The organism is Gordonia sp. NPDC003424 (genome assembly GCF_053588655.1).
In genome coordinates, this window is the sequence record NZ_JBSFQJ010000029.1 from 12851 (window position 1) to 35181 (window position 22331).

At 68.8% G+C, this 22331-nt stretch carries 17 protein-coding genes; 8 read left to right on the forward strand and 9 right to left on the reverse strand.

Annotated elements, in window-relative coordinates; genetic code table 11:
- Positions 1 to 351, reverse strand: a complete 351-nt coding sequence (clpS, locus tag ACWDTI_RS25920) for an ATP-dependent Clp protease adapter ClpS (protein ID WP_449741008.1) — start codon at positions 349 to 351, stop codon at positions 1 to 3.
- A 20-nt stretch (positions 352 to 371) separates the two neighbouring features.
- On the opposite strand from clpS, the gene ACWDTI_RS25925 reads away from it, so the two are divergent.
- The 5 genes from ACWDTI_RS25925 (at position 372) to glgB (ending at position 8767) form a co-directional block, all read left to right on the forward strand.
- Positions 372 to 1685, forward strand: a complete 1314-nt coding sequence (locus tag ACWDTI_RS25925; RefSeq protein ID WP_449741009.1) for a nicotinate phosphoribosyltransferase — start codon at positions 372 to 374, stop codon at positions 1683 to 1685.
- Positions 1686 to 1695: 10 nt separating this feature from the next.
- The gene (locus ACWDTI_RS25930) at positions 1696 to 2310 is read left to right on the forward strand and encodes an isochorismatase family protein (RefSeq protein ID WP_449741010.1); all 615 of its coding nucleotides are present in this window, start codon (positions 1696 to 1698) and stop codon (positions 2308 to 2310) included.
- The gene (locus ACWDTI_RS25935) at positions 2307 to 4379 is read left to right on the forward strand and encodes an ATP-dependent DNA helicase (protein ID WP_449741011.1); all 2073 of its coding nucleotides are present in this window, start codon (positions 2307 to 2309) and stop codon (positions 4377 to 4379) included. Before ACWDTI_RS25930 ends, ACWDTI_RS25935 begins: the two co-directional genes overlap by 4 nt.
- Before the next feature lie 97 nt (positions 4380 to 4476).
- Positions 4477 to 6480, forward strand: coding sequence for a maltotransferase domain-containing protein (locus tag ACWDTI_RS25940; RefSeq protein ID WP_449741012.1), 2004 nt, complete (start codon positions 4477 to 4479; stop codon positions 6478 to 6480).
- A 7-nt stretch (positions 6481 to 6487) separates the two neighbouring features.
- The gene (gene glgB / locus ACWDTI_RS25945; RefSeq protein ID WP_449741013.1) at positions 6488 to 8767 is read left to right on the forward strand and encodes a 1,4-alpha-glucan branching protein GlgB; all 2280 of its coding nucleotides are present in this window, start codon (positions 6488 to 6490) and stop codon (positions 8765 to 8767) included.
- Positions 8768 to 9208: 441 nt separating this feature from the next.
- Here glgB and ACWDTI_RS25950 read toward each other — a convergent pair whose 3' ends face one another.
- From ACWDTI_RS25950 to ACWDTI_RS25970, 5 genes are all read right to left on the reverse strand, one after another.
- Complete coding sequence (locus tag ACWDTI_RS25950) at positions 9209 to 10129, reverse strand: tetratricopeptide repeat protein (RefSeq protein WP_449741036.1); 921 nt, start codon at positions 10127 to 10129, stop codon at positions 9209 to 9211.
- A gap of 147 nt (positions 10130 to 10276) precedes the next feature.
- Positions 10277 to 11473: an MFS transporter gene (locus tag ACWDTI_RS25955; protein ID WP_449741014.1), complete on the reverse strand. Its 1197-nt coding sequence runs from the start codon at positions 11471 to 11473 to the stop codon at positions 10277 to 10279.
- Positions 11474 to 11477: 4 nt separating this feature from the next.
- Positions 11478 to 11783, reverse strand: a complete 306-nt coding sequence (locus ACWDTI_RS25960) for a thiamine-binding protein (protein WP_449741015.1) — start codon at positions 11781 to 11783, stop codon at positions 11478 to 11480.
- A 25-nt stretch (positions 11784 to 11808) separates the two neighbouring features.
- Positions 11809 to 12168: a DUF3817 domain-containing protein gene (locus tag ACWDTI_RS25965; protein WP_449741016.1), complete on the reverse strand. Its 360-nt coding sequence runs from the start codon at positions 12166 to 12168 to the stop codon at positions 11809 to 11811.
- Between the two features lie 51 nt (positions 12169 to 12219).
- Positions 12220 to 13425, reverse strand: coding sequence for an acetyl-CoA C-acetyltransferase (locus ACWDTI_RS25970; RefSeq protein WP_449741017.1), 1206 nt, complete (start codon positions 13423 to 13425; stop codon positions 12220 to 12222).
- An 82-nt stretch (positions 13426 to 13507) separates the two neighbouring features.
- Between ACWDTI_RS25970 and mce the strand changes: the two genes are divergently transcribed.
- Together mce and ACWDTI_RS25980 are read left to right on the forward strand one after the other, a co-directional pair.
- Positions 13508 to 14008 (forward strand): methylmalonyl-CoA epimerase, encoded by a 501-nt coding sequence (gene mce / locus ACWDTI_RS25975; protein WP_449741018.1) that lies wholly within the window; start codon positions 13508 to 13510, stop codon positions 14006 to 14008.
- A gap of 58 nt (positions 14009 to 14066) precedes the next feature.
- Positions 14067 to 15119, forward strand: a complete 1053-nt coding sequence (locus tag ACWDTI_RS25980; protein WP_449741019.1) for a hypothetical protein — start codon at positions 14067 to 14069, stop codon at positions 15117 to 15119.
- A 19-nt stretch (positions 15120 to 15138) separates the two neighbouring features.
- Here the strand turns inward: ACWDTI_RS25980 and nucS are convergent, their stop codons facing one another.
- Together nucS and glsA are read right to left on the reverse strand one after the other, a co-directional pair.
- On the reverse strand, positions 15139 to 15822 hold the full coding sequence (nucS, locus tag ACWDTI_RS25985; protein WP_449741020.1) for an endonuclease NucS: 684 nt from the start codon (positions 15820 to 15822) through the stop codon (positions 15139 to 15141).
- 5 nt (positions 15823 to 15827) lie between these two features.
- Positions 15828 to 17312, reverse strand: coding sequence for a glutaminase A (gene glsA / locus ACWDTI_RS25990; protein WP_449741021.1), 1485 nt, complete (start codon positions 17310 to 17312; stop codon positions 15828 to 15830).
- A gap of 228 nt (positions 17313 to 17540) precedes the next feature.
- Here glsA and ACWDTI_RS25995 point away from each other — a divergent pair, with 228 nt between their 5' ends.
- The gene (locus tag ACWDTI_RS25995; RefSeq protein WP_449741022.1) at positions 17541 to 20708 is read left to right on the forward strand and encodes an NAD-glutamate dehydrogenase domain-containing protein; all 3168 of its coding nucleotides are present in this window, start codon (positions 17541 to 17543) and stop codon (positions 20706 to 20708) included.
- 42 nt (positions 20709 to 20750) lie between these two features.
- Here the strand turns inward: ACWDTI_RS25995 and ACWDTI_RS26000 are convergent, their stop codons facing one another.
- Positions 20751 to 22265, reverse strand: a complete 1515-nt coding sequence (locus ACWDTI_RS26000; protein WP_449741023.1) for a PucR family transcriptional regulator — start codon at positions 22263 to 22265, stop codon at positions 20751 to 20753.
- Positions 22266 to 22331 lie beyond the last annotated feature (66 nt).

Here is a 22331-nt window from a genome sequence, read left to right on the forward strand (position 1 = left end):
TCAGCTGTCGTGCTGCATCGTCGCCCACAGTCCGGCGGCGTGCAGCTTGCGGACGTCGGCTTCCATCTTGTCGCGGTCACCCGCCGACACGACGGCCTTCCCTTCCGTGTGTACCTGCATCATCAGTTCGTTGGCACGCGATTCCGAGTAGCCGAAGATCTTCTGGAACACGAACGTGACGTAACGCATCAGGTTCACCGGGTCGTCCCACACGATGGTCACCCAGGGCCGGTCGAGTGCCGTCGCCCCGTCCGCGACGCCGGGTTCGGCCACCGCGGTGCCGCCGGGAGATGTCCCGTCGCCGCCCCCGCCGGGGGTAGCCTCATGCGCACGAGTCTCGTCAGGCGCCATACGGACAAGGGTAAGCGATTGTGACCATCGACAACACCGCGTTGCTCACCGACCAGTACGAGCTGACCATGGTGTCGGCCGCGCTGCGCACGCCGATGGCTCATCGCCCGTGCGTCTTCGAGGTGTTCGCCCGGCGGCTGCCCGACGGCCGGCGCTACGGTGTCGTCGCCGGTACCGGACGGCTGCTCGACGAGTTGGCGCACTTCCGTTTCGGCGACGACGAACTGGCGTTGGTGAGCCGGTTCCTGGACCCGGACACCGTCGACTGGCTGCGCGACTACCGCTTCTCCGGCGACATCGACGGATACCGCGAGGGCGAACTGTACTTTCCCGGCTCGCCGATCCTCACCGTGCGAGCGAGTTTCGCCGAGGGGGTGCTGCTGGAGACACTGGTGCTGTCGATCCTCAACCACGACAGCGCGATCGCGTCGGCCGCCGCTCGCATGGTCAGTGCCGCCGCATCGCGGCCCATCATCGAGATGGGCTCTCGCCGTACCCACGAACGGGCCGCCGTGGCCAGCGCGCGCGCCGCGTATCTCGCCGGTGTCGCGACGACCTCCAACCTCGAGGCCGCCCGAACCTACGGCGTCCCGAGCGCCGGCACGGCCGCACACGCCTTCACCCTCGGCTTCACCGGCCCGGACGGGCCCGACGAGAAGGCGGCGTTCGCCGCGCAGATCGACCGGCTCGGCGTGGGCACCACACTGCTCGTGGACACCTACGACATCACCCAGGGCGTGCGCAACGCCATCGAGGTCGCCGGACCCGAACTCGGAGGTGTGCGCATCGACTCCGGGGACCTCGGCGTGCTGGCCCGGCAGGTCCGCGACCAGCTCGACGCCCTGGGCGCGACAAAGACTCGGATCGTGGTGTCCGGCGATCTCGACGAGTACGCGATCGCGTCGCTGCGCGCCGAACCCGTCGACATCTACGGGGTCGGCACGTCGCTGGTCACCGGCAGCGGCGCCCCGACCGCCGGCATGATCTACAAACTCGTCGAGGTCGACGGCATCCCGGTGGCCAAACGGTCCAGCCACAAGGAGTCCAAGGGGGGCGCGAAGGCCGCCGTCCGATCGGCCCGATCCACCGGCACGATCGTCGAGGAGATCGTCTACCCGGCCACCGGCGCGCCACCGCCCGCGGACGGATTGACCTTGCGCCCCTTGCAGATTCCCCTTGTCCGGGACGGCGATCCGGTTCCGGGCCTGCCCACGCTGGCCGACGGCCGCACCCACCTGGCCGACAACCTTGTCAGTCTCCCGTGGGAAGGTCTTGGTCTGTCCCACGGAGATCCGGCGGTACCCACGCGGTATCTCCTCGGTGCGAGCGGATAAGGAGTACCCGATGCCCGACAACAGCCCCGCCGACAAGGCGCCCCGCGATCAGGCACTCATCGTCGTCGACGTGCAGAACGACTTCTGCGAGGGCGGCGCGCTCGGCGTGAACGGCGGCGCCGCGGTGGCGCGCGCCATCGACTCGATCCTCGACGAGTACCAGACCGTGGTCGCCACCCGTGACTACCACATCGATCCGGGTGATCACTTCTCCGACCGTCCCGATTTCGTCGACTCGTGGCCGCCGCACTGCCGGGTCGGCACCGACGGCGTGTGGTTCCATTCGTCGTTCGACGCGTCGCGGGCTCAGGCGGTGTTCTCCAAGGGCGCGTACTCGGCCGCCTACTCCGGGTTCGAGGGCACCGACGAGGACGGCACCGGACTGGCCGACTGGCTGCACCGGCAGGGCATCAACCGCGTCGACGTCGTGGGTATCGCGACCGACCACTGCGTGCGCGCAACGGCGCTCGATGCGGCGGCCAACGGGTTCGGCACCCGGGTACTGCTGAACTTCACCGCCGCCGTCTCGCCGCAGACGACGTCGCAGGCATTGCGGGAGATGCGTGAGGTCGGCGTCGAACTCGTCGGCGACCTGCTCTACAACGGATCGTCGCGCACCGAATGAGCGGTGCCCCACCGGTGACCGCGTTGCTCGACTCCGCGGTCACCGCACTCGGCGGCAGCCGCCGCGGCGGCCAGGTCCGCATGGCCTCGGCGGTGGCGCACGCGATCGACACCGGCGAGCACCTCGCCGTGCAGGCGGGCACCGGCACCGGGAAGTCGTTGGCCTATCTCGTCCCGGCCATCCGCCACGCGATGGAATCCGGCCGGACCGTGGTGGTGTCGACCGCCACGATCGCCCTGCAACGCCAGCTCATCGAACGCGACCTCCCCCGGCTCGCCGCGGCCCTGGCCGGGCAACTGGGCCGCGAGCCGTCCTTCGCGATCCTGAAGGGACGTGGAAACTACCTGTGCTTGAACAAGATTCACAGTGGGACGGCCGAGGAGCCGGCCACTGAGCTGTTCGATGCGTTCGAGTTGTCGCGGACCGGGCGGGAGGTGACACGGCTGCGCGAATGGGTCTCGGACACCGACACCGGTGACCGCGACGATCTCTCCCCTGGCGTGTCCGACCGGTCGTGGCGTCAGGTCAGCGTCACCGCCCGGGAATGCCTGGGTGCGGCCAACTGCAGCTACGCCGAGGACTGCTTCGCCGAGAAATCGCGGCGCGCGGCGGGCACCGTCGACGTCGTGGTGACCAACCACGCACTGCTGGCGATCGACGCGATGAGCCCGGCGAGCATCCTGCCCGAGCACGACGTCGTGGTGATCGACGAGGCCCACGAACTCGTCGACCGCATCACCTCGGTGTCCACCGAGGAGATCTCCGGGGCGGGCATCACCCTGGTCGCCCGACGCTGCGGCAAACTGCTCGACGACGAGATCGCCGATGCCCTGCTCGGTGCCGGGGAGCTGATCGGCGAGCTGCTCGACGATTGCCCGGTGCGGGAGTGGACCCGCCTGCCGTCGGGGATGGCCGAGGCATTGGCATCGCTGCGCGACCGCCTCTGGCAGGCGCGCTCGGGGATCGGGCCGGTGCGCGTGCCCGGCGGCGGGAACGACGAGTCCGCGGCCGCACGCTCGGCAGCGCTGACCTCGTTGGACGAGACCCACGACACCGTCGTCCGCATCCTCACCGCCTTCGAGGTCGTCGACGAGACCAGAAAACGCGACGTCGTGTGGCTGGCGCAGGACAAGTTCGCCGGTGAGGTCCGCCCGGTGCTGCGGATCGCGCCGCTGTCGGTGGGCGGGTTGCTGCGCGCGTCGTTGTTCGCGCAGTCCACCGTGATCCTGACGTCGGCGACCCTGACCATCGGCGGCAACTTCGATGCGCTCGCCGCGACGTGGGGGTTGCCGGCGAGCGGGCGCCGCGACACGAACGGCCAGGTGGCCGGGCCGGACACCGGCACCCGCACCTCTGCGGTCGACGTGACGGCCACCGGCCTGACCGCCCCGTCGGACACCGGGACGATCCGCTGGTCGGGCCTGGACGCCGGCTCCCCGTTCGACTACCCGAAATCGGCAATCCTTTATGTCGCCCGCCACCTCCCGCGGCCCGGCCGTGACGCCATCGCCCCGGCCACCATGGACGAGTTGGCCGGGCTGATCGATGCCGCCGGTGGGCGCACCCTGGGGCTGTTCTCGTCGATGCGCGCGGCCAAGGAGGCCGCCGAGGCCATCCGCGGCCGCACCGCCCATCCGGTGCTCTGTCAGGGCGACGACATGACCTCTGCACTGGTGCGCCGCTTCGCCGACGACCCCGAGACCTGCCTGTTCGGCACCTTGTCCCTGTGGCAGGGCGTCGACGTACCCGGGCCGTCGTGCAGTCTCGTGGTGATCGACCGGATCCCGTTTCCGCGTCCCGACGACCCGCTGCTCACCGCCCGCCAGCGCGCGGTGGAGGCCCGCGGCGGAAACGGTTTCCTCACCGTCGCCGCCAATCACGCCGCGCTGCTGCTCGCACAGGGCGCGGGTCGCCTGTTGCGGTCGACCGATGATCGGGGTGTCGTCGCCATTCTCGACTCCCGACTCGCCTCGGCCGGATACGGTGGATACCTGCTCGCGTCGCTACCGCCGTTCTGGCGGACGACCGACGGCGATCTTGTCCGTTCTGCGTTGGGCAGACTGGCCTAGATCCCCTACGGTTGAGAGGAACGGCAACAGCAGGCAACGGTGCAGCCGGATCGGCATCCGCCGACGGGTCGCGCAACGCGACGAGAGGAGATCGTGAGTGATCGGGCGGATGGGGATCGACGATATCCAACCCCTCGTGTCGGCAGGCCAATTCCCGGTCAAAGCCGTTGTGGGTGAACTCATTCCGGTCAGCACCATCGCGTGGCGGGAAGGCCACGACGCCATCGGCGTCACCGTGCACATCGATGGCCCTGACCACAGCAGCCGCGACATCCGGATGGTCCCGGCACCGGAAACCCCCGACGCCTTCAACGCGGCGTTCGTACCCGACGTCGAGGGCTTCTGGGTGTACCGCATCGAGGCGTGGAGCGACCCGTACACGACGTGGCGGTCCGCGGTCATCAAGAAGGTCGACGCCGGTCAGGGACCCGAGGACATGGCCAACGACCTCGAAACCGGTGCACGCCTGCTCGAACGGGCGCGCGACTCCTTCCCCGTCGAGTCCTACGAGGTACTCGACGACGCGATCGCCTCGCTGCGCGCGCAGCGCAGGCGGATCGAGAACCGCGTGATCCTCGCGATCTCCGACGAGATCGTCGAACTGTTCCACCACCATCCGATCCGCGAATACATCACGAAGTCCAGGTCGTACCGCGTCTGGGCGGATCGCCGTCGAGCGCTGTTCGGTTCCTGGTACGAGTTCTTCCCGCGCTCGACCGGCGGCTGGGATCACGACGGCACGCCGGTGCACGGCACGTTCCTCACCGCGGTCGGCGACCTCCCGCGCATCGCGGGGATGGGATTCGACGTCGTCTACCTGCCGCCGATCCATCCGATCGGCCAGGTGAACCGCAAGGGCCGCAACAACACTCTGGTCGCCGGCCCCGACGACGTCGGGTCGCCGTGGGCGATCGGCTCCGACGAGGGCGGCCACGACGCCATCCATCCGCAACTCGGCAGCGTGGAGGATTTCACCTACTTCCTCACGCGCGCGCACGAACTCGGACTCGAGGTCGCCATCGACCTCGCGCTGCAATGCGCCCCCGACCACCCGTGGGCGGCCGAGCATCCCGAGTGGTTCACCGTCCTGCCCGACGGCACCATCGCCTACGCGGAAAACCCGCCGAAGAAGTACCAGGACATCTACCCGCTCAACTTCGACAACGACCGCAACGGCATCTACCGTGCCGTGCTCAAGATGGTCCTCGGTTGGGTTGGGTTGGGTATCAAGATCTTTCGCGTGGACAACCCCCATACGAAGCCACCGAACTTCTGGGAGTGGCTGATCAGCGAGGTGAAGAAACGCGACCCGGACGTGCTGTTCCTGTCCGAGTCGTTCACCCGCCCGGCTCGGCTGTACGGCCTGGCCCGCGCCGGGTTCACCCAGTCCTACACGTACTTCACCTGGAAGACCACCAAGTGGGAGCTCGAGGAGTTCGGCCGGGAACTCGCCGAGCACGCCGACGAGGCGCGCCCCAACCTGTTCGTCAACACCCCCGACATCCTGCACGCCAGCCTGCAGCACGGCGGGCCCGGAATGTTCGCTCTGCGCGCGGCGCTGGCCGCCACCCTGGCGCCGACATGGGGGGTGTATAGCGGTTACGAACTCTACGAGCACGTCGCCGTCGCCGAGGGCAGCGAGGAGTATCTGCACTCGGAGAAGTACGAGCTGCGGCCGCGGGACTACAAGGCGGCGTCGAGCCGTGGCGAGTCGCTGGAACCGTGGATCACCTCGCTCAACGCGATCCGTCGCCGCCATCCGGCACTACAGCAGTTGCGCAACATCTGTTTCCACCACGTCGACAACCCGGCCCTGATCGCCTACTCCAAGGTCGATCCGGTCAGCGGCGACCGGGTCATCGTCGTGATCAACCTCAATCCGTACGGCACCGAGACCTCCACCGTCTGGCTCGATCTGCCCGCCCTCGGTTTCGAGTGGCACGATCGCTTCCCCGTCCGCGACGAGGTCACCGGATACGAATACCACTGGGGCCAGGCCAACTACGTCCAGCTCGAACCGTGGCATCAGGTTGCCCACATCCTGGCGCTGCCCCCGCTCGACCCGTCCACCGCCCGTCGACTCGCCTATCGGATTCAGTGAGGTTGCCGTGACCAAGACACCGGAAAGCCCTCGGTCGAGCAGTGCGACGAAGACCTCGAGGTCAGCCAAGAGCACCAAACCGGCTGCTCCCCAACCGTTTGCGTCCGATCACGATCTGCGTCGCATATTCAGCCTGACCCACCCCGACCCGCACTCCTTCCTCGGCGCCCACGACGCCCCGGACGGCCACACGATCCTGCGGACACTGCGGCCCGACGCCGAATCGGTCACCGCGGTGATCGGCGGAGTCGACTATCCGATGCTCCGGCAGAGCGACGACCTGTGGGTGGTCGCGGTTCCGATGCCCGACCTGATCGACTACCGCTACCGCGTGGTCTACCCCAACGGCGAGGGAGGTTCCGACGAGTATGTCGTCGCCGACGGCTACCGCTTCCTGCCGAGCTTCGGAGAGATCGACCAGCACCTGTTCTCCGAAGGCCGGCACGAGAAGCTGTGGGAGATCCTCGGTGCGCGGCCCATCTCGTACACCACGCCCGACGGCGAGGTGAACGGAACCGCATTCTCGGTCTGGGCGCCGAATGCGCACGGCGTGGCGGTGATCGGCGATTTCGATGCGTGGCAGGGACGTCTCGCACCGATGCGCATGATCGGCAGCAGTGGCATCTGGGAGGTGTTCGTCCCCGACGTCGGCGCCGGCCAGCAGTACAAGTTCCGGGTGCACTGCGCCGACGGCGCCGTCCGCGACAAGGCCGACCCAATGGCCCGTGAGACACGGACCCCGCCGTCGACGGTGTCGGTGATCACCTCGTCGGACTTCACCTGGTCCGACGACGACTGGGTCGCTCGACGCGTCTCAGCCGATGCGGTCACCGCGCCGATGAGCGTCTACGAGGTGCACCTGGCGTCGTGGCGGCACGGCTTGTCGTATCGGGAGATCGCCGACCAACTCGGTGACTATCTCGTCGAAAAGGGTTTCACCCATGTGGAATTCCTGCCGGTCGCCGAGCATCCGTTCGGTGGGTCGTGGGGATATCAGGTCACGTCGTACTATGCGCCGACGGCTCGGTTCGGCTCCCCCGACGACTTCCGCTACCTGGTCGATCATCTGCACTCGCTCGGCATCGGTGTGCTCGTCGACTGGGTACCGGCGCATTTCCCCAAGGACGACTGGGCGCTCGCACGGTTCGACGGAACCCCGCTCTACGAAGACGGCGACCCGATGCGTGGCGAGCAACTGGACTGGGGCACATACGTTTTCAACTTCGGCCGACGCGAGGTACGCAACTTCCTGGTGGCCAACGCGCTGTTCTGGTGCGAGGAGTTCCACATCGACGGCCTCCGCGTCGACGCGGTCGCGTCGATGCTGTACCTCGACTACTCCCGCCCGGCGGGTGGCTGGCGCCCGAACATCTACGGCGGCCGGGAGAACCTGGAGGCGGTGCAATTCCTCCAGGAGACGAATGCGACTGTGCACAAGCTGTTTCCGGGCGTCGTGACGATCGCCGAGGAGTCCACCGCGTGGCCGGGTGTCACCCAGATGACCACGCTCGGCGGGCTCGGGTTCAGCTTCAAGTGGAACATGGGGTGGATGCACGACACCCTGGGCTATCTCGGACGCGACCAGGTGCATCGCAGTTTCCACCACCACGAGATCACCTTCTCGCTGATGTATGCGTGGAGTGAGCATTTCGTGCTGCCGATCTCCCACGACGAGGTGGTGCACGGCAAGGGCACACTGTGGTCGCGAATGCCCGGTGACTCGTGGACCAAGGCGGCCGGTGTACGAACATTGTTGGCCTACATGTGGTCCCACCCCGGCAAGCAGCTGCTGTTCATGGGACAGGAGTTCGGCCAGACCGGCGAATGGTCGGAGAGCCGCAGCCTCGACTGGCACCAGATGGAGGGCTGGGAAGGTGAGCTGCATTCGGGCATATCGGCTTTGGTGACCGACCTGAACAGCACCTACCGCGCACGGCCCGCCCTCTACACCCAGGACGGCACCCCGTTGGGCTACGAGTGGATCGACGCCAACGACACCGCCAACAACGTGATCACGTTCCTGCGATGGGGTTCGGACGGTTCGGTCGTCGCCTGCCTGTTCAACTTCTCCGGTTCCGACCGCGACAACTACCGGGTGGGCCTGCCGAGACCCGGTGTGTGGGAGGAGATCCTGAACACCGACTCGCAGGCGTACAACGGCGCCGGCAAGGGCAACCTCGGCAGCGTGACCGCCGACGGTCCCGGCTGGCACGGCCGGGAGACGTCGGCGACCGTGGTGATCCCCGCCAACTCCGCGATCTGGTTGGCCCCCAAGTCCGATCAGTGATGCCGCGAGTGGACCCCGCCGGTCGATCTCGATGCGCTCGTCGCATCGAGATCACCTCGCCCGCCCGCTGATCGAGTAAGGCACCGAGCGCAGCGAGGCGCCGCATCGAGATCAACCGGGCGCCAAACGATCTCGATGCGCTCGTCGCTACGCTCCTCACTTACTCGATCAGCGGAGGCGGGTCCCGCTGATCGTGGAGTGGGGCCCACCGCCCACTCGATCAGCGGAGGCGGGTCCCGCTGATCGTGGAGTGGGGCCCACCGCCCACTCGATCAGCGGAGGCGGGTCCCGCTGATCGTCGAGTAGGTCCCACCGCCCACTCGAACAGCGGCCCCCTCCGCCGATCGAGTAAGGCACCGAGCGCAGCGAGGCGCCGCATCGAGATCACCAGCGCGCCAACCGATCTCAATGCGCCACATCGCGATCAGTACAGCATCGTGATCAGTACAGCGCCGTCGCCAACTTCCGCCGCGCGCTGACGACGAACGGCTCGGCCGGGTCGAACAGCTCGAACAGTTCCAGCAGCCGCGTCCGCGCCCGGGTGCGATCGTCGCCCGCGGTCACCTTGACGACGTTGATGATGCGGTCGAAGGCGGCATCCGGCTGTTGCGCGAGGAGTAGCACGTCGGCCGCGGCGAGTTGCGCATCGACGTCGGTAGGGGCGGCGTTGTCCACGATCGCCGGGTCGTGCGCCTGGGCACGCAGCACGAATTCGAGATTGCGTGCGGCCGAGGCGGCCTCGGTGTTGGTGGGCTCCACCTCGGCGATCGCGCGGTAGATCGCGAGCGCGCCGTCGAAGTCACCGGCGTTGAGCCTCTCCTCCGCGGCGACCATTCTCGGGTCCTCCGGCTCGGGCTCGGGTCCGCTCGGTTCGCCTCCGACGAGGGTGTCGCCCACCTGCGCAAGGATCTCCGAAACCCACTGCGAGATCTCCGCCTCCGAGCGCACCCCGTTGAACGCCGCCACCGGCTGACCGTGCGCTATGGCCACCACCATCGGGATCGACTGCACCCGGAAGGCCTGAGCGACACGCTGATTGGCGTCGACGTCGATCTTCGCGAGCACCCATGCGCCACCGGCACGCGAGGCCAGCGACTCGAGGACCGGCGAGAGCTGCTTGCACGGTTCGCACCATTCGGCCCAGAGATCGACGAGCACCAGCTGCTGCTCGGAGCGGGCGAGCACCTCGGTCTCGAAGGTCGCGTCGGTGACGTCGACGACCGCCGCACCCGCGGGAGGCCCGGACGGGGCCGCCGCCGACGGGGGTGGCCCCGTCGGAGCCGTCGGAGCGGAACGCTGGGCTCCGGCGCGTTGAGCCTCGGCGCGTTCCTTGAGGCCGGACAGGTCGACGGCGCCGGACATGGCCACCGCCGCGGAGGCAGCCTGCTGGCGTGCCGCGGCCGCCTGCTGCCGGTTGGTTGGTCTGCTCACCCCACCAGTGTGTCACGGGACGGTGTCGGCTCGATCGCTCTGCCTGCGATAAGGACCGCCCACCGACGCGTCGACCGGTCAATCCCGGATCGGCACCTGCCGCGGCCGCACGACGCCCGCCGCCGCAATCGCGACCACCAGTGCGACCACCGCGACCACCAGACCCGTCGCCAGCGAGCTGCGGTTGCTGATGAAGCCGACGATCGCCGGACCGGCCAGCATCCCGAGGTAGCCGCACCCGACGACCAGCGAGATGCTGCGGCCGCTCGCACCGTCGGTGAGATTGCCGGCGGCGGTGAAGATCTGTGGGATCAACCCGGCCAGGCCGACGCCGAACACCGCCCACCCGGTGATCGCCCAGCCCGTCGTCGGAGCGAGGATCGCGGTCAGCATGCCGACAAGGCCGATCAGCGATCCGATCCGCACCACTGCCACCGGGCCGACCGCCGCGGCGACGCGGTCCACCCCGAAGCGCGCGACGGTCATCGCCGCGCTGAACGCACCGAACGTGATCGCGCCGACCGCGTCGCGCACGCCGTAGGTCTCCACGACGTGTAGCGCACTCCAGTCGTAGGCGGTGCCCTCGGCCAGCATCAGCGCGAACGCGACGACGGCCAGCACCGCGAGCCGGCGCATGTCCACCCCGCGCCACCACGGTGCCCGCCGATCCGGCTCATCGGTATCGCCGACAGACCGGCCGCCGGCGGCCGCATCGGGTCGACCGGCGAGATTACGTGCGACGACGGCCGTGACGAGCACACCGAGGACGACCGCGGCGAGGACCGTCCGCACGACACCGAGGTCCGCCCACAGCGCAGCGGCCACGATGGCCGACCCGGCGAGGCTGCCGACGGAGAAGAAGCCGTGGAACGTGGACATGATCGGCCGCGCGTAGATCTGCTCGACGACCACCGCCTGGGCGTTCATGGAGACGTCGAGCGAGCCGTTGGCGAAGCCGAAGACGGCCAGCACGGCGGCCAACGGCACCGGCCCGGCCGCCGTCACCGGGCCCAGGATGGACAGGCTCAACAGGATCGCCGCCGCGACGGTGGTGGGGCGCGATCCCCAGCGATCGATCAGTGGACCGCAGATCTGCATCCCGACGAAGGCCGACATCCCGAGCAGCAACAACAACCCACCGAGCTGATCATGCGAGACTGCGGTACGCGCGGAGATGACCGGGATGTGGGCGACCCACATCGCCGCCAGAAAGCCGTTGAGCGCGAAGACAACCGCAACCGCGACCCGGGATCTGCGCGCGTTCGCCGTCTCCATCGGATCAGCGGAGATGCTGATCGACCCGTTCGACCTTGCCGGTGAGCTCGTCGGTATGCCCCGGCCGGATGTCGGCCTTGAGGACCAGGCCGACCCGCGGGGCGTGTTCGGCGACGGCGTCGGCGGCACGCTTGACCACCGCCATCACCTCGTCCCACTCCCCTTCCAGGTAGGTGAACATCGCCGTGGTCTGGTTGGGCAGACCACTCTCGCGCACCACCCGCACCGCGGCGGCGACAGCTTCACTCATCCCGCCGTCCGCGTCGACGGCATCACCGCCCGACGGCGACAGACTGAACGCGACGATCACGGAGCCTCCTCGACTCTCGAGCCGCTCAGGCGGCCAGTTGCTGCGGCGCCGACCCCTCCGACAGTTCGGCCAGGTGCCCGTTCTTCTGGGCCCACCACTCGAACACGATCGTGCCGAACGGCGGAATGCTCGAGATCAGCGCGAGCCCGGTGACGGGCAGCGACCACCGCAGCTGCCGGGCGGTCAGCACCGAGGTCAGCACGAACACGATGAACACGATCCCGTGCACCATGCCCGGCACCGCCACCGCCTCGGTATGCCCGAGCACCCACTTGAAGAACATCGCGACGAGCAAGGCCAGCCAGGTGACGGCCTCCGCGACGGCGACGAATCGGAAGCGCTTGGCAGGTGTGCTGAGATCAAAGAACTGCGACATGGTCTCCATTGTGCCGAATCACCACGCCCGGCTACTACCTGCTGTAGTACAGATCTCCATTCACTGCTTCGGAACGCGGACGATCAGCGCGTCGCCCTGGCCGCCGGCGCCGCAGAGTGCGGCCGCGCCGACACCGCCGCCGCGGCGCTGCAGCTCGAGTGCGAGGTGCAGCGTGATGCGGGCGCCGGACGTGCCGATCGGGTGCCCGACCGCGATCGCGCCACCGTTCACGTTGACGATCGACGGGTCGACGCCCAGTTGTTGCGTGGAGGCCAGCCCGACGGCGGCGAACGCCTCGTTGATCTCGATGACGTCGAGGTCGGTCGGTGCGATTCCGGCGCGCGCACAGGCCTTCTCGATGGCGTTGGCCGGCTGCGCCTGCAGCGACGAGTCCGGACCGGCGACCACGCCGTGCGGGCCGATCTCGGCCAGCCAGGAGACGCCGAGCTCTTGCGCCTTGGCCTTGCTCATCACGATGACCGCGGCCGCGCCGTCGGAGATCTGCGACGAGTTGCCGGCGGTGATGGTGCCGTCCTTACGGAACGCGGGACGCAGGCCGGCGAGCGAGTCCGCGGAGGTGTCGGCCCGCACGCCCTCGTCCTCGGCGAACGAGATCGGATCACCCTTGCGCTGCGGGATCTCGACCGGCACGACCTCGTCGGCGAACACCCCGTTCTTCCACGCGATGGCCGCCCGCTGGTGGCTGGTCGCGGCGAACTCGTCCTGCTCGGCACGCGTGAACCCATTGGTGTCATTGCCCTGCTCGGTCAGCGCGCCCATCGGCTGATCGGTGAAGGCGTCCCACAGTCCGTCGTAGGCCAGGTGGTCGACGAGTTCGGTGTTGCCGTACTTGAAGCCGTTGCGGCTGCCGGGCAGCAGGTGCGGCGCCTGGGTCATCGACTCCTGGCCGCCGGCGACCACGCATTCGAACTCGCCGGCGCGGATCAGCTGGTCGGCGAGCGCGATGGCGTCGATGCCCGACAGGCACATCTTGTTGATGGTCAGGGTCGCGACGTCCCACCCGATGCCGGCCTTGACCGCCGCCTGGCGGGCGGGCATCTGGCCGGCTCCGGCCGTCAGCACCTGGCCCATGATGACGTAGTCGACGGCCGATGCGGGAACCCCCGTGCGCTCGAGAGCGCCCTTGATCGCGACGGCGCCGAGATCCACGGCGCTGAAGTCCTTCAGCGACCCCAGCAGCCGGCCGAACGGTGTCCGGGCCCCGCCGACGATGACCGTCGAGAACTGGTCGGTGTTCGTGGACATGAAGTACCTCCAACATCGGGAAATTCCGGGCAGACCGAACGCCCGCTCGGCACGCGTGTACCCCCAACGCTACCGTTAGGGCATGACGTCTTCAGCAACTGACCCCACGACCGATGCCGCCGCTCCGACGGCGCTGATCTCCGACCTCGTGGTCGCCGTCGACCATGCCGGCATCGCGGTACCCGATCTCGACGCCGCCAAGAAGTGGTATCTCGACAATCTCGGCTTCGAGACCCTGCACGAAGAGGTCAACGAGGGCCAGGGCGTGCGCGAGGCGATGGTAGGCCCCCGCTCGGCCGCCGCGTCCGGCGGCACGGTCATCCAACTCCTCGCCCCGCTCGACGAGTCCTCGACCATCGCGAAGTTCCTCGACCGCAACGGCCCCGGCCTCCAGCAGCTCGCCGTCCGCGTCACCGACGTGGAGGCCGTGATGGCCCGCCTCACCGAGGCCGGCATCCGGGTGCTCTACCCCGCTCCGCGGCGCGGTACCGCCGACTCGCGGATCAACTTCGTGCACCCCAAGGACGCCGGCGGCGTGTTGCTCGAACTCGTTGAGCCTGCAAAGGATTCCGCAGGTCACTGACCTACTCGGGACCGAAGTCCCGGGCCGCGTGTCGGGGGCATGCCCTAGACTTGCTCCCATGTCAGCACCCGCACCGCGGCCGTTACCGTTTGCCACCGTGATGCGCGGCTTCGACCGCGATCAGGTGGCCGAACACCTGCGCCGGATCGATGCCGAGATGCGCGTCCTCGCCGCCGACCGCGACGCCGCCACGGCCAACGCACACGAACTCGCCGCTCATCTCGACGAGGCGCGCGACGAGATCGAAGACCTGCGCCGCGAGGTCGACAAGTTGTCGGTGCCCCCCACCACCGCGCAGGGCATGAGCGAACGTCTGTCCCGGATGCTGCAGTTGGCGGCCGACGAGGCCTCGGAGATGCGTGCGGACGCCTCCGCCGAGGCCGCCGAGACCACTTCGGTGGCCCGGCAGGAGGCCGACTCGATGCGCGCGGATGCCGAAGCCGACGCTGCGCGTATCCGCGCCGAGGCGCAGGCCGAAGCCCAGCAGATCATCGACGCCGCGCACGAGGCCGAGCGGCTCACCACCGAACGCCGGGCGGCGATGGAGGTCGAGCACACCGAGACGATGGCGGCCGCCAAGGCGGAGGCCGAACGTATCGTCGCCGCCGCCACCGAGGAGGCCGCCGAACTCGAGCGGCAGAGTGCCCAGACGCGACGGGCCGAGCGCGAGCAGCATGACGCCGAGCTCGCCGACCAACGGGAGAAGGCCCAGCGTGACGCCCGGCAGGTGCGCGACGCCGCCGCCGCCATCGCGACCGAACGGCTGGCCCGCTCGCGGGACGTGGCGGCGATGGCCGAACTGGCCCGCCAGGATGTCGTCGACCAGCTGAATCAGGTGCGCGACCACGTGGCGCAGCTGCCGATGCACCTGACCGCGCACCACCGCGAACTCGCCGAGCTGAATGCCGCCGATGACCTCGAGCTCCTCAACGGCTCACTGTCGGCGCAGGCCAAGATCGGTTCGTCGTCGAAGGGATCGGCACCCAACGGGGTGGCATCCGACGCAGTCCCAACCGACGACGCGCCGACCGACAAGGTCCCGACAGACGGGGCGGCATCCGACGGGACCCCGCAGACCGTGTCCGCGACCAAGGGTTCCCCGCGGTCCTGACCGATCCCGGCCGACGGTCTCAGAACAATCGGAACTCGGTGCTCTCGGCTCCGCGCAGCGCATCGTAATCCAGGACGAGACAACGGATTCCGCGATCCTCGGCGAGCGTGCGCGCCTGCGGCTTGATCTGCTGCGCGGCGAACACCCCGGACACCGGCGACAGCAGCGGATCCCGGTTGAGCAGCTCGAGGTACCGCGTCAGCTGTTCGACCCCGTCGATCTCACCGCGCCGCTTGATCTCGACCGCAACCGTGCCGCCCCCCGCGTCCCGGCAGAGCAGATCCACCGGGCCGATGGCGGTCATGTACTCGCGACGGACCAGGGTGTGTCCCGGCCCCAGGGTGTCGACGTGCTCGGCGAGCAACTCCTGCAGGTGGGCCTCGACGCCGTCCTTGACCAGACCTGGGTCGACGCCGAGTTCGTGTGCGGAGTCGTGCTCGATGGCGGCGATGGTGATGCGCAGTTCCTCACCGGCCTTGTTGGTGACCACCCAGTACGCCTGCGCCTCGACGCCGTCGGGCACGGGCGCCTCGGCCAGCCAGCACGGCGGGCTCATCCAGTTCAGCGGCTTGTAGGCGCGATCGTCGGCGTGCACGCTGACCGATCCGTCGGACTTGATCAGCAGCAGCCGTTTCGCCATCGGCAGGTGCGCCGTCAACCGACCCACGTAGTCCACTTGGCATTCCGCTATGACCAGACGCACGTGGGTCAGCTTAGAGTGTCCTCGCCGGGCACAGCAGCATCCCCGCCGTCGAGCATGTCGCCGGCGAGGCGGCGTTTCAGCTGGAACGCCTCGGCGTCGGCGACCGCGGCGTCCATCGTCGAATGGACGTGCGGCAGTGTCGGATCGAAACCCCGAAGCGCTTCGGGTGCAACAAGATCCGGAGAGATGTGATCGTGCCGATGACGCTCGACGCTGGCTTTGAGCACGGAATCCGGATCGACGACCAGACCGAGCTGCCCGCGGGATTCCAGGGTGTGCTTGAACGTCAGCAACATGGTCCGGGCGACGGGGTCGATGGCATCGATGCGGGAGAGATCCACGATCGCCGCCTCGAAGGCGTCGATGTCGCTCTCGAGTCGACGCATCGCCGATTCCGCTCCCGAGAAGGTCAGGTCACCCTGCAGCTCGTAGACCCGGACACGGTCGCGGCAGGTGCGCAGGAAGCTGCGTTCACGTTCTCCCCAGTCCGCACCCACCTCGAACTCGCCGATGTCGTAGATCGTCCGGATGGTGACGCGACTCTCGCGCGTGAGGTTGAACATGTGCAGTCCGAGGTCCGTCGACAGATGCCGGCAGGTGAGGATGCCGCGCACGCTGTTGCCGTGCCGGTCCAGCCGCGGCGAGTACACGCCGATACCCAGCTGCCCCGGCAGGACGGCCAGGATTCCGCCACCCACACCGCTTTTCGCGGGTAGGCCGACCGCCGACACCCAGTCACCCGCGCCGTCGTACATCCCGCACATGGTCATCACCGCCATCACCCGCTGCGCGACCTCCGGTTTGAGGACCTGACGGCCGGTGCGCGGATTGACACCCCCGCAGGCGAGGGTCGCGCCGATCACGGCGAGATCGGCGGTCGTCACCTCCAGGGAGCACTGCCGGTAGTAGATGTCGAGCGCCGCCTCCGGATCCGTGTCGACCACTCCGAAGCTGTCGAGCATGTAGGCGATCGCGCGATTGCGGGCACCGGTCTGCGCCTCCGAGCGGTAGACGTTCTCGTCGAGCGTCAGCCGGCGGCCCGCGCACTCGGAGAAGAACTCGACGAGTTCGGCGAAGACACGGTCGACCGTCGACGGATTCACGTCCCGCACCGGCGGCAACAGCAACGACGAGGCAAGGATCGCACCCGCGTTGATCATCGGGTTCTTCGGTCGACGTCGATCGTCGACCCGGATCTCGTTGAAGGCCTCGCCGGAGGGTTCCACACCGATCTTGTCATCGACCTCCGCGAACCCGAGTCGGGTCAGTGCGAGGGCGTACGTCAGCGGCTTCGACACCGACTGGATGGTGAACCGGTGCCCGCTGTCCCCGTCGTTGTAGAGGTGACCGTCGTGCATACACAGCGAGAGGCCATAGCCGTCCGGGTCGACCTGCGTCAGCTCGGGGATGTAATCGGCCGGCTCTCCCGATCGGTCGTCGGCGCAGACATCCATGATGTGGCGGAGGTACCCGCCGACGTGAGAGATCACGATGACAAATCTAGGGCATGTCTCCCAACCCTTTGCGGGTCTTGGCAGTGGAATTGAGACACATGCCCTAGTCCTGAACCGATGTCGTCCGGATCGGGATCGGACGCGCTCAAGCTCCGAAGTGGTGAAGGCGGGCCGATCGCACACGCCAGTTCGTCGGTGGTGGCCGGTTGCGGCGCCGGGCACGGTGGGACCCGACATTCACGCCGATGACAAAGGAGTCTCGCGGTGATCGAAGCCAGCACGTCCCCCACGCACGAACCCACCGACCTGTCCCATTCCCCCGACGCCCCGTCGCTCACCTTCGCGCCGAGCGGTCCGGGCGCGACCCGGGTGCGGGCGACGCTGACGTGGCCGCACAATGCACCGAGCATGACCGGCCTCATCGCGACCTTCGGCCACTTCGGTCTCGAGGTGATCGCGCACGAGGCGGGTGTGGATGACGCGGAGGTGCCAGTGCATCGACTCGTCCTGCAGATGCCGTCGTCGTGCGCGTGGGACCCGGCCACGGCCGACTCGGTCTCCGAGGCATTCGGGCTGCTCGGGCAGGACACCTTCGAGGTCGACGGCCACCTGCGCCACGTGGTCACCGCGTCGCTGTCGGGCGCCGAGGTCGTCCTGATCCGGACGCTGTGCCGCTACGTCGCCCAATGCGGCCTGTCGATCGAGGCGGAGAACGTGGCGGCCCTGCTGGCCGGACGCCCCGATGTCATCCGCGGACTGCTCGATCTGTTCACCGCACGGCTGCGCCCACAGCTGACCGACCGCGAGGCCGCGATCGACGACGCCGAGCGGCGCCTCGACGCGGCGATCGCCACCGCAGCCACCCTCGACGCCGACCGCCTGTTCCGCTCGCTGCGGTCGGCGGTGCGGGCTACGTTGCGCACCAACTGGTTCCAGCAAGGTGTCCCGTCGACGCGGGCTCTGGCGCTCAAACTCGATCCGTCGCTGGTCGAACCGGCCACCGCGGTGGTCCCGTTCCGGGAACTGTTCGTCCACTCGGCAACCGTCGAGGGCAGCCATGTGCGCGGCGGACCGATCGCCCGGGGCGGGCTCCGGCATTCCGAGCGCCCCGGCGATTTCCGCACCGAGGTGCTCGGCCTGATGCGCACGCAGGTCGTCAAGAACTCCCTCATCGTGCCGGTCGGTGCCAAGGGTGCGTTCGTGGTGCGCGGTGGCGAGCCGACGCCCGAGCGTGTGCGAGCCGCCTACTCGGAGTTCATCGAGGCACTGCTCGACGTCACCGACAACCGCTCCGGTGAGGGAGTCGTGCATCCGGCCGACACCGTGGTCACCGACGGTCCCGATCCCTATCTCGTGGTCGCCGCCGACAAGGGCACCGCTCGCTTCTCCGATGTCGCCAACGCGATCGCGCTGCGGCGCGGGTTCTGGCTCGGCGATGCGTTCGCCTCCGGTGGGTCCGCCGGCTACGACCACAAGGCCATGGGCATCACCGCCCGCGGCGCGTGGCTCGCGGTGAGCCGTCACCTGTCCGAGTCGGGCATCGATGCGGAGACAGACGAGTTCACCGTCGTCGGGATCGGCGACATGTCGGGCGACGTGTTCGGCAACGGCATGCTGTCGTCGCCGGCGATCCGCCTGGTCGCGGCGTTCGACCATCGGCACATCTTCCTCGACCCGAATCCGGACGCACAGTCGTCGTTCTTCGAGCGCCAACGGCTCTTCCATCTGCCGTCGAGCACCTGGGACAACTACGACCGCAGCCTGATCTCCGTCGGCGGTGGCGTGTGGCCGCGGTCCACGAAATCCATCCCGCTCTCCCCCGAGGCGCGTCGTGCACTGGACGTCGACGACGCCGAACTCGCACCGCACCAGCTGATCTCGGCGATTCTGCGCGCCCGGGTGGATCTGCTCTTCAACGGCGGCGTCGGCACCTACGTGAAGGCGTCGACCGAACCGCATTCGGCGGCCGGCGATTCGGCCAACGACATCCTGCGCGTGGATGCGACGACGCTGCGCGCCACGGTGATCGGCGAGGGCGGCAACCTGGGCCTGACCCAGCGCGCCCGCGTCGAATACTCATTGGCGGGCGGTCGGGTCAACGGCGACTTCATCGACAACGCGGCCGGTGTCGCGACCTCGGACCGAGAGGTGAACCTCAAGATCGCCCTGGATGCCCTCGTTCGGTCGGGCGAGGTCACCGCGGCGGCGCGCGACGAGCTGCTCGCCGGCGCGACGGATGATGTCGCCGCAGCCGTGCTCGCCGACTGCGATCGCCAGACGCTGGCCCTCTCGCTGGCCGAGTCGAATTCGTCGTTCCTGCTGGGCCGGCATGCGCGGCTCATCGAGAACCTCGAAGCGACCACCGGGATCGACCGAACCGCCGAGGTGCTGCCGACCAGCGGCCAACTCGACGGACGGCTACGGGACGGCAGCGGACTCGTCCGGCCGGAGATCGCGGTGCTCCTGGCCATGTCCAAGAACGTGGTCCGCGACGATCTGCTCGCCTCCACCGTCCCCGACCACGACGCGTTCGCGCACATACTGACCGACTACTTCCCGGGCGCCATCCGAGACACGCTCGGCGACAACGTGTTCGGGCACCGCGTCGCGCGCGAGATCGTGGCGGTCCGCCTGGCCAACGATTTGATCGATCACGTCGGACCCGGTTTCGTCTACCGTGCCGAGGAGCGGTTCGGGGTATCCACCCCGGAGATCGTCAGCGCCTACGCGCTCGCCGCCGACACCCTGGGGCTGCCGGACCTGTGGGACGCCGTCGTCGCGCGTCGGGACCTGTCCCACGGCGAGCGCATGAGACTGCTGACCGACGTTCAGACGGCGATCGAGGAGGCCACGGGGTGGATTCTGCGACAAGGGAACTCGCGTCGCTTCGGGTCGCCGCACGACCTTGTCGCGCAGGTGCGCGCGCTGGCGCCAGTCGTCACCGAACTCCGGGCGGGCCTGTCCCCGCTGACCGGCGATCCGGCGATCGACCGGACCACCCTCACCGCGGTTACCCACGCGCTGCCGATCGCCGACGAGGCCGCCTCCCTCGACCTTCCGGTGAGCCGTGTCTGGGAGACGTGGCGCGTCGCGGGTGAGCGGTTCGGTCTGGACGGATTGCGTGCCCGGATGCTCGCGGGTGCCCGCGGCGACCACTGGGCCGCGATGGCCGCCGCGGTGGTCGCCGACGAGATCACCGCGGCGCACCGAGCCCTGGTGCGGGTGATCCTGACCGACACGCGGGCCGGCACACCGGCCGCCGAGGCGATCGAAGTGTGGGCAGGGCGTCATCACGCGCCGATCGCACGACTCGACGACATGGTCGCCCGCCTGCGCGACGACGACCTGGACACCGCGCGTGGCCTGTTGGCCGCCGCCGAGGTTCGCCTGCTCGTCGATCACGTTGCGCGGCAGCCACTTACCACTCCCTGAGCCGAGGGGCCCGGCCGCAACGCGCGGGCACCACCCCCATGCTCAGGTCCGGGCGATGATCGCGAGCAGCAGCTCGGCGCGCACCCGGGCGACGGAGAGGTCGCAACCCAGCACCTCTTCCGCCCGCGCGATCCGTCCGCGCAGGGTGTGCCGGTGCACGCCCAGCGCGGCGGCCGCGGCCTCCCACTGACCGTTCGCCTCCAGGTAGGCGCGCAGGGAGGCCAGCAGGTCGGTGCCGTGGGCGGTGTCGTATTCGACGAGCGGTGCGACGAGGATCTCGGCGAGCCCGTCGAGTACCCGCCGCGATTCCGGGAAGGAGAGCAACGCGCGGCCCGCGAGCGACGTCGACTCCTCGGGAAATCCGCGCCGCTCGGCCGAGGCCGCCGCCATTCGGGATTGGTCGACGGCGGTGCCCAGATCGTCGATGCGATGGGCGGCACTGAGCCCGATCCGCAGCCCGCGGCGCTGCGCCGGGGTCAACCCCTCGAAGAGCCGGCCGGCGAACTCGACGGTGTCGGTGCCGCGGAGCAGCACCACGAGGGTGCCGGCATCCTCGATGACGAACACCGGCCGCGCCGATGCCGCGAGCGCGTCGTCGATCGTGGACACCACCGATGTGCCGCGTTGCGGCAGATCCAGCACGGTCAGCACCCGCACCTCGTCGTGGGCGTCGCCCGCGGCCATCACCACGTCGCGCGCGGTGTTGCGATCCGCGGTGCCCGACAACAGGATGCGCAACGCCGCGGTGTTGATCCGGGACTGTTGCAGATGCAGTCGGCGTGGTTTTTCGAAGTCAAGTGCCAGAAGCGAATTCGCGTGTCCGATGAGAACCTGGTCCGTCGGGCGCGGATCGCCGGCGAACACCACCCCGAGATACCCGTGGACCCGCTTCTCGACGCGGATCGATTGCGTCACCACCACACCGAACGGGCTCGACGACACCCCGCTCACCACACTCGAGGAATCACGCGAGATGAGCTCGGCCACCGACGCCACCACGTCGGCGGCAAGATCGACCGGATAGGTGTCGATGACGCGTTCGTCTCCGTCGAGCAACACGACCGCGGCGGCACACGCCACCGAGAGTTCCTTGATCAGCGCCGACGGCCCGCCACCGACGGCAGCCCTGGTCATCCGTGGTTGCGCCCGTGACGCCAGGAGGACCGCGTCGTACTGCAATTCGGCGAGGCGATCCGTGACGGTCTTGACCACCGCGACGAACGGTGTCGGCAGCGGGACCGTGAACAGGGTGAGGCCGTGGTCGTCGGCGGCCGCGATCAGTTCGGCCGGGACGTTCTCGTGCGAGAATCCGATGCCGACCCCGAGGGCGGCGGCCCCACTCTCGACGAGCTCCGCCACGTAGCGGCGTTGACCCGCGTCATCGGAGGGCAGTCCCAGGCCGGTGGTCAGCACCGCCTCACCGCCGGAAAGCCATTCGCCCGGCCGTTCGAGCTCGGAGGCGACCACGAAAGTGATCTCGGCATCGTCGGCACCACCCGCAACCCGCCGCAAGCCGAGTTCGCGGCGCCCGAGCAACCAACGGACCGGCACACCCATGGCAACTCCAATCTGTCCGGCGCGGGCGGGTTCAGCCGGACATTGTGGCACCCACACTCGCCCTTG

Excerpts from the sequence above, each read along its gene's own strand:
- ACWDTI_RS25970 (WP_449741017.1), bottom strand. The coding sequence starts at position 13,425 with ATGTCCACGAACACCGACCAGTTCTCGACGGTCATCGTCGGCGGGGCC.
- ACWDTI_RS25965 (WP_449741016.1), bottom strand. The coding sequence starts at position 12,168 with ATGGAGACCATGTCGCAGTTCTTTGATCTCAGCACACCTGCCAAGCGC.
- ACWDTI_RS26000 (WP_449741023.1), bottom strand. The coding sequence starts at position 22,265 with ATGGGTGTGCCGGTCCGTTGGTTGCTCGGGCGCCGCGAACTCGGCTTG.
- ACWDTI_RS25930 (WP_449741010.1), top strand. The coding sequence starts at position 1,696 with ATGCCCGACAACAGCCCCGCCGACAAGGCGCCCCGCGATCAGGCACTC.
- ACWDTI_RS25980 (WP_449741019.1), top strand. The coding sequence starts at position 14,067 with ATGTCAGCACCCGCACCGCGGCCGTTACCGTTTGCCACCGTGATGCGC.
- ACWDTI_RS25935 (WP_449741011.1), top strand. The coding sequence starts at position 2,307 with ATGAGCGGTGCCCCACCGGTGACCGCGTTGCTCGACTCCGCGGTCACC.
- ACWDTI_RS25955 (WP_449741014.1), bottom strand. The coding sequence starts at position 11,473 with ATGGAGACGGCGAACGCGCGCAGATCCCGGGTCGCGGTTGCGGTTGTC.
- mce (WP_449741018.1), top strand. The coding sequence starts at position 13,508 with ATGACGTCTTCAGCAACTGACCCCACGACCGATGCCGCCGCTCCGACG.
- clpS (WP_449741008.1), bottom strand. The coding sequence starts at position 351 with ATGGCGCCTGACGAGACTCGTGCGCATGAGGCTACCCCCGGCGGGGGC.
- ACWDTI_RS25950 (WP_449741036.1), bottom strand. The coding sequence starts at position 10,129 with ATGTCCGGCGCCGTCGACCTGTCCGGCCTCAAGGAACGCGCCGAGGCT.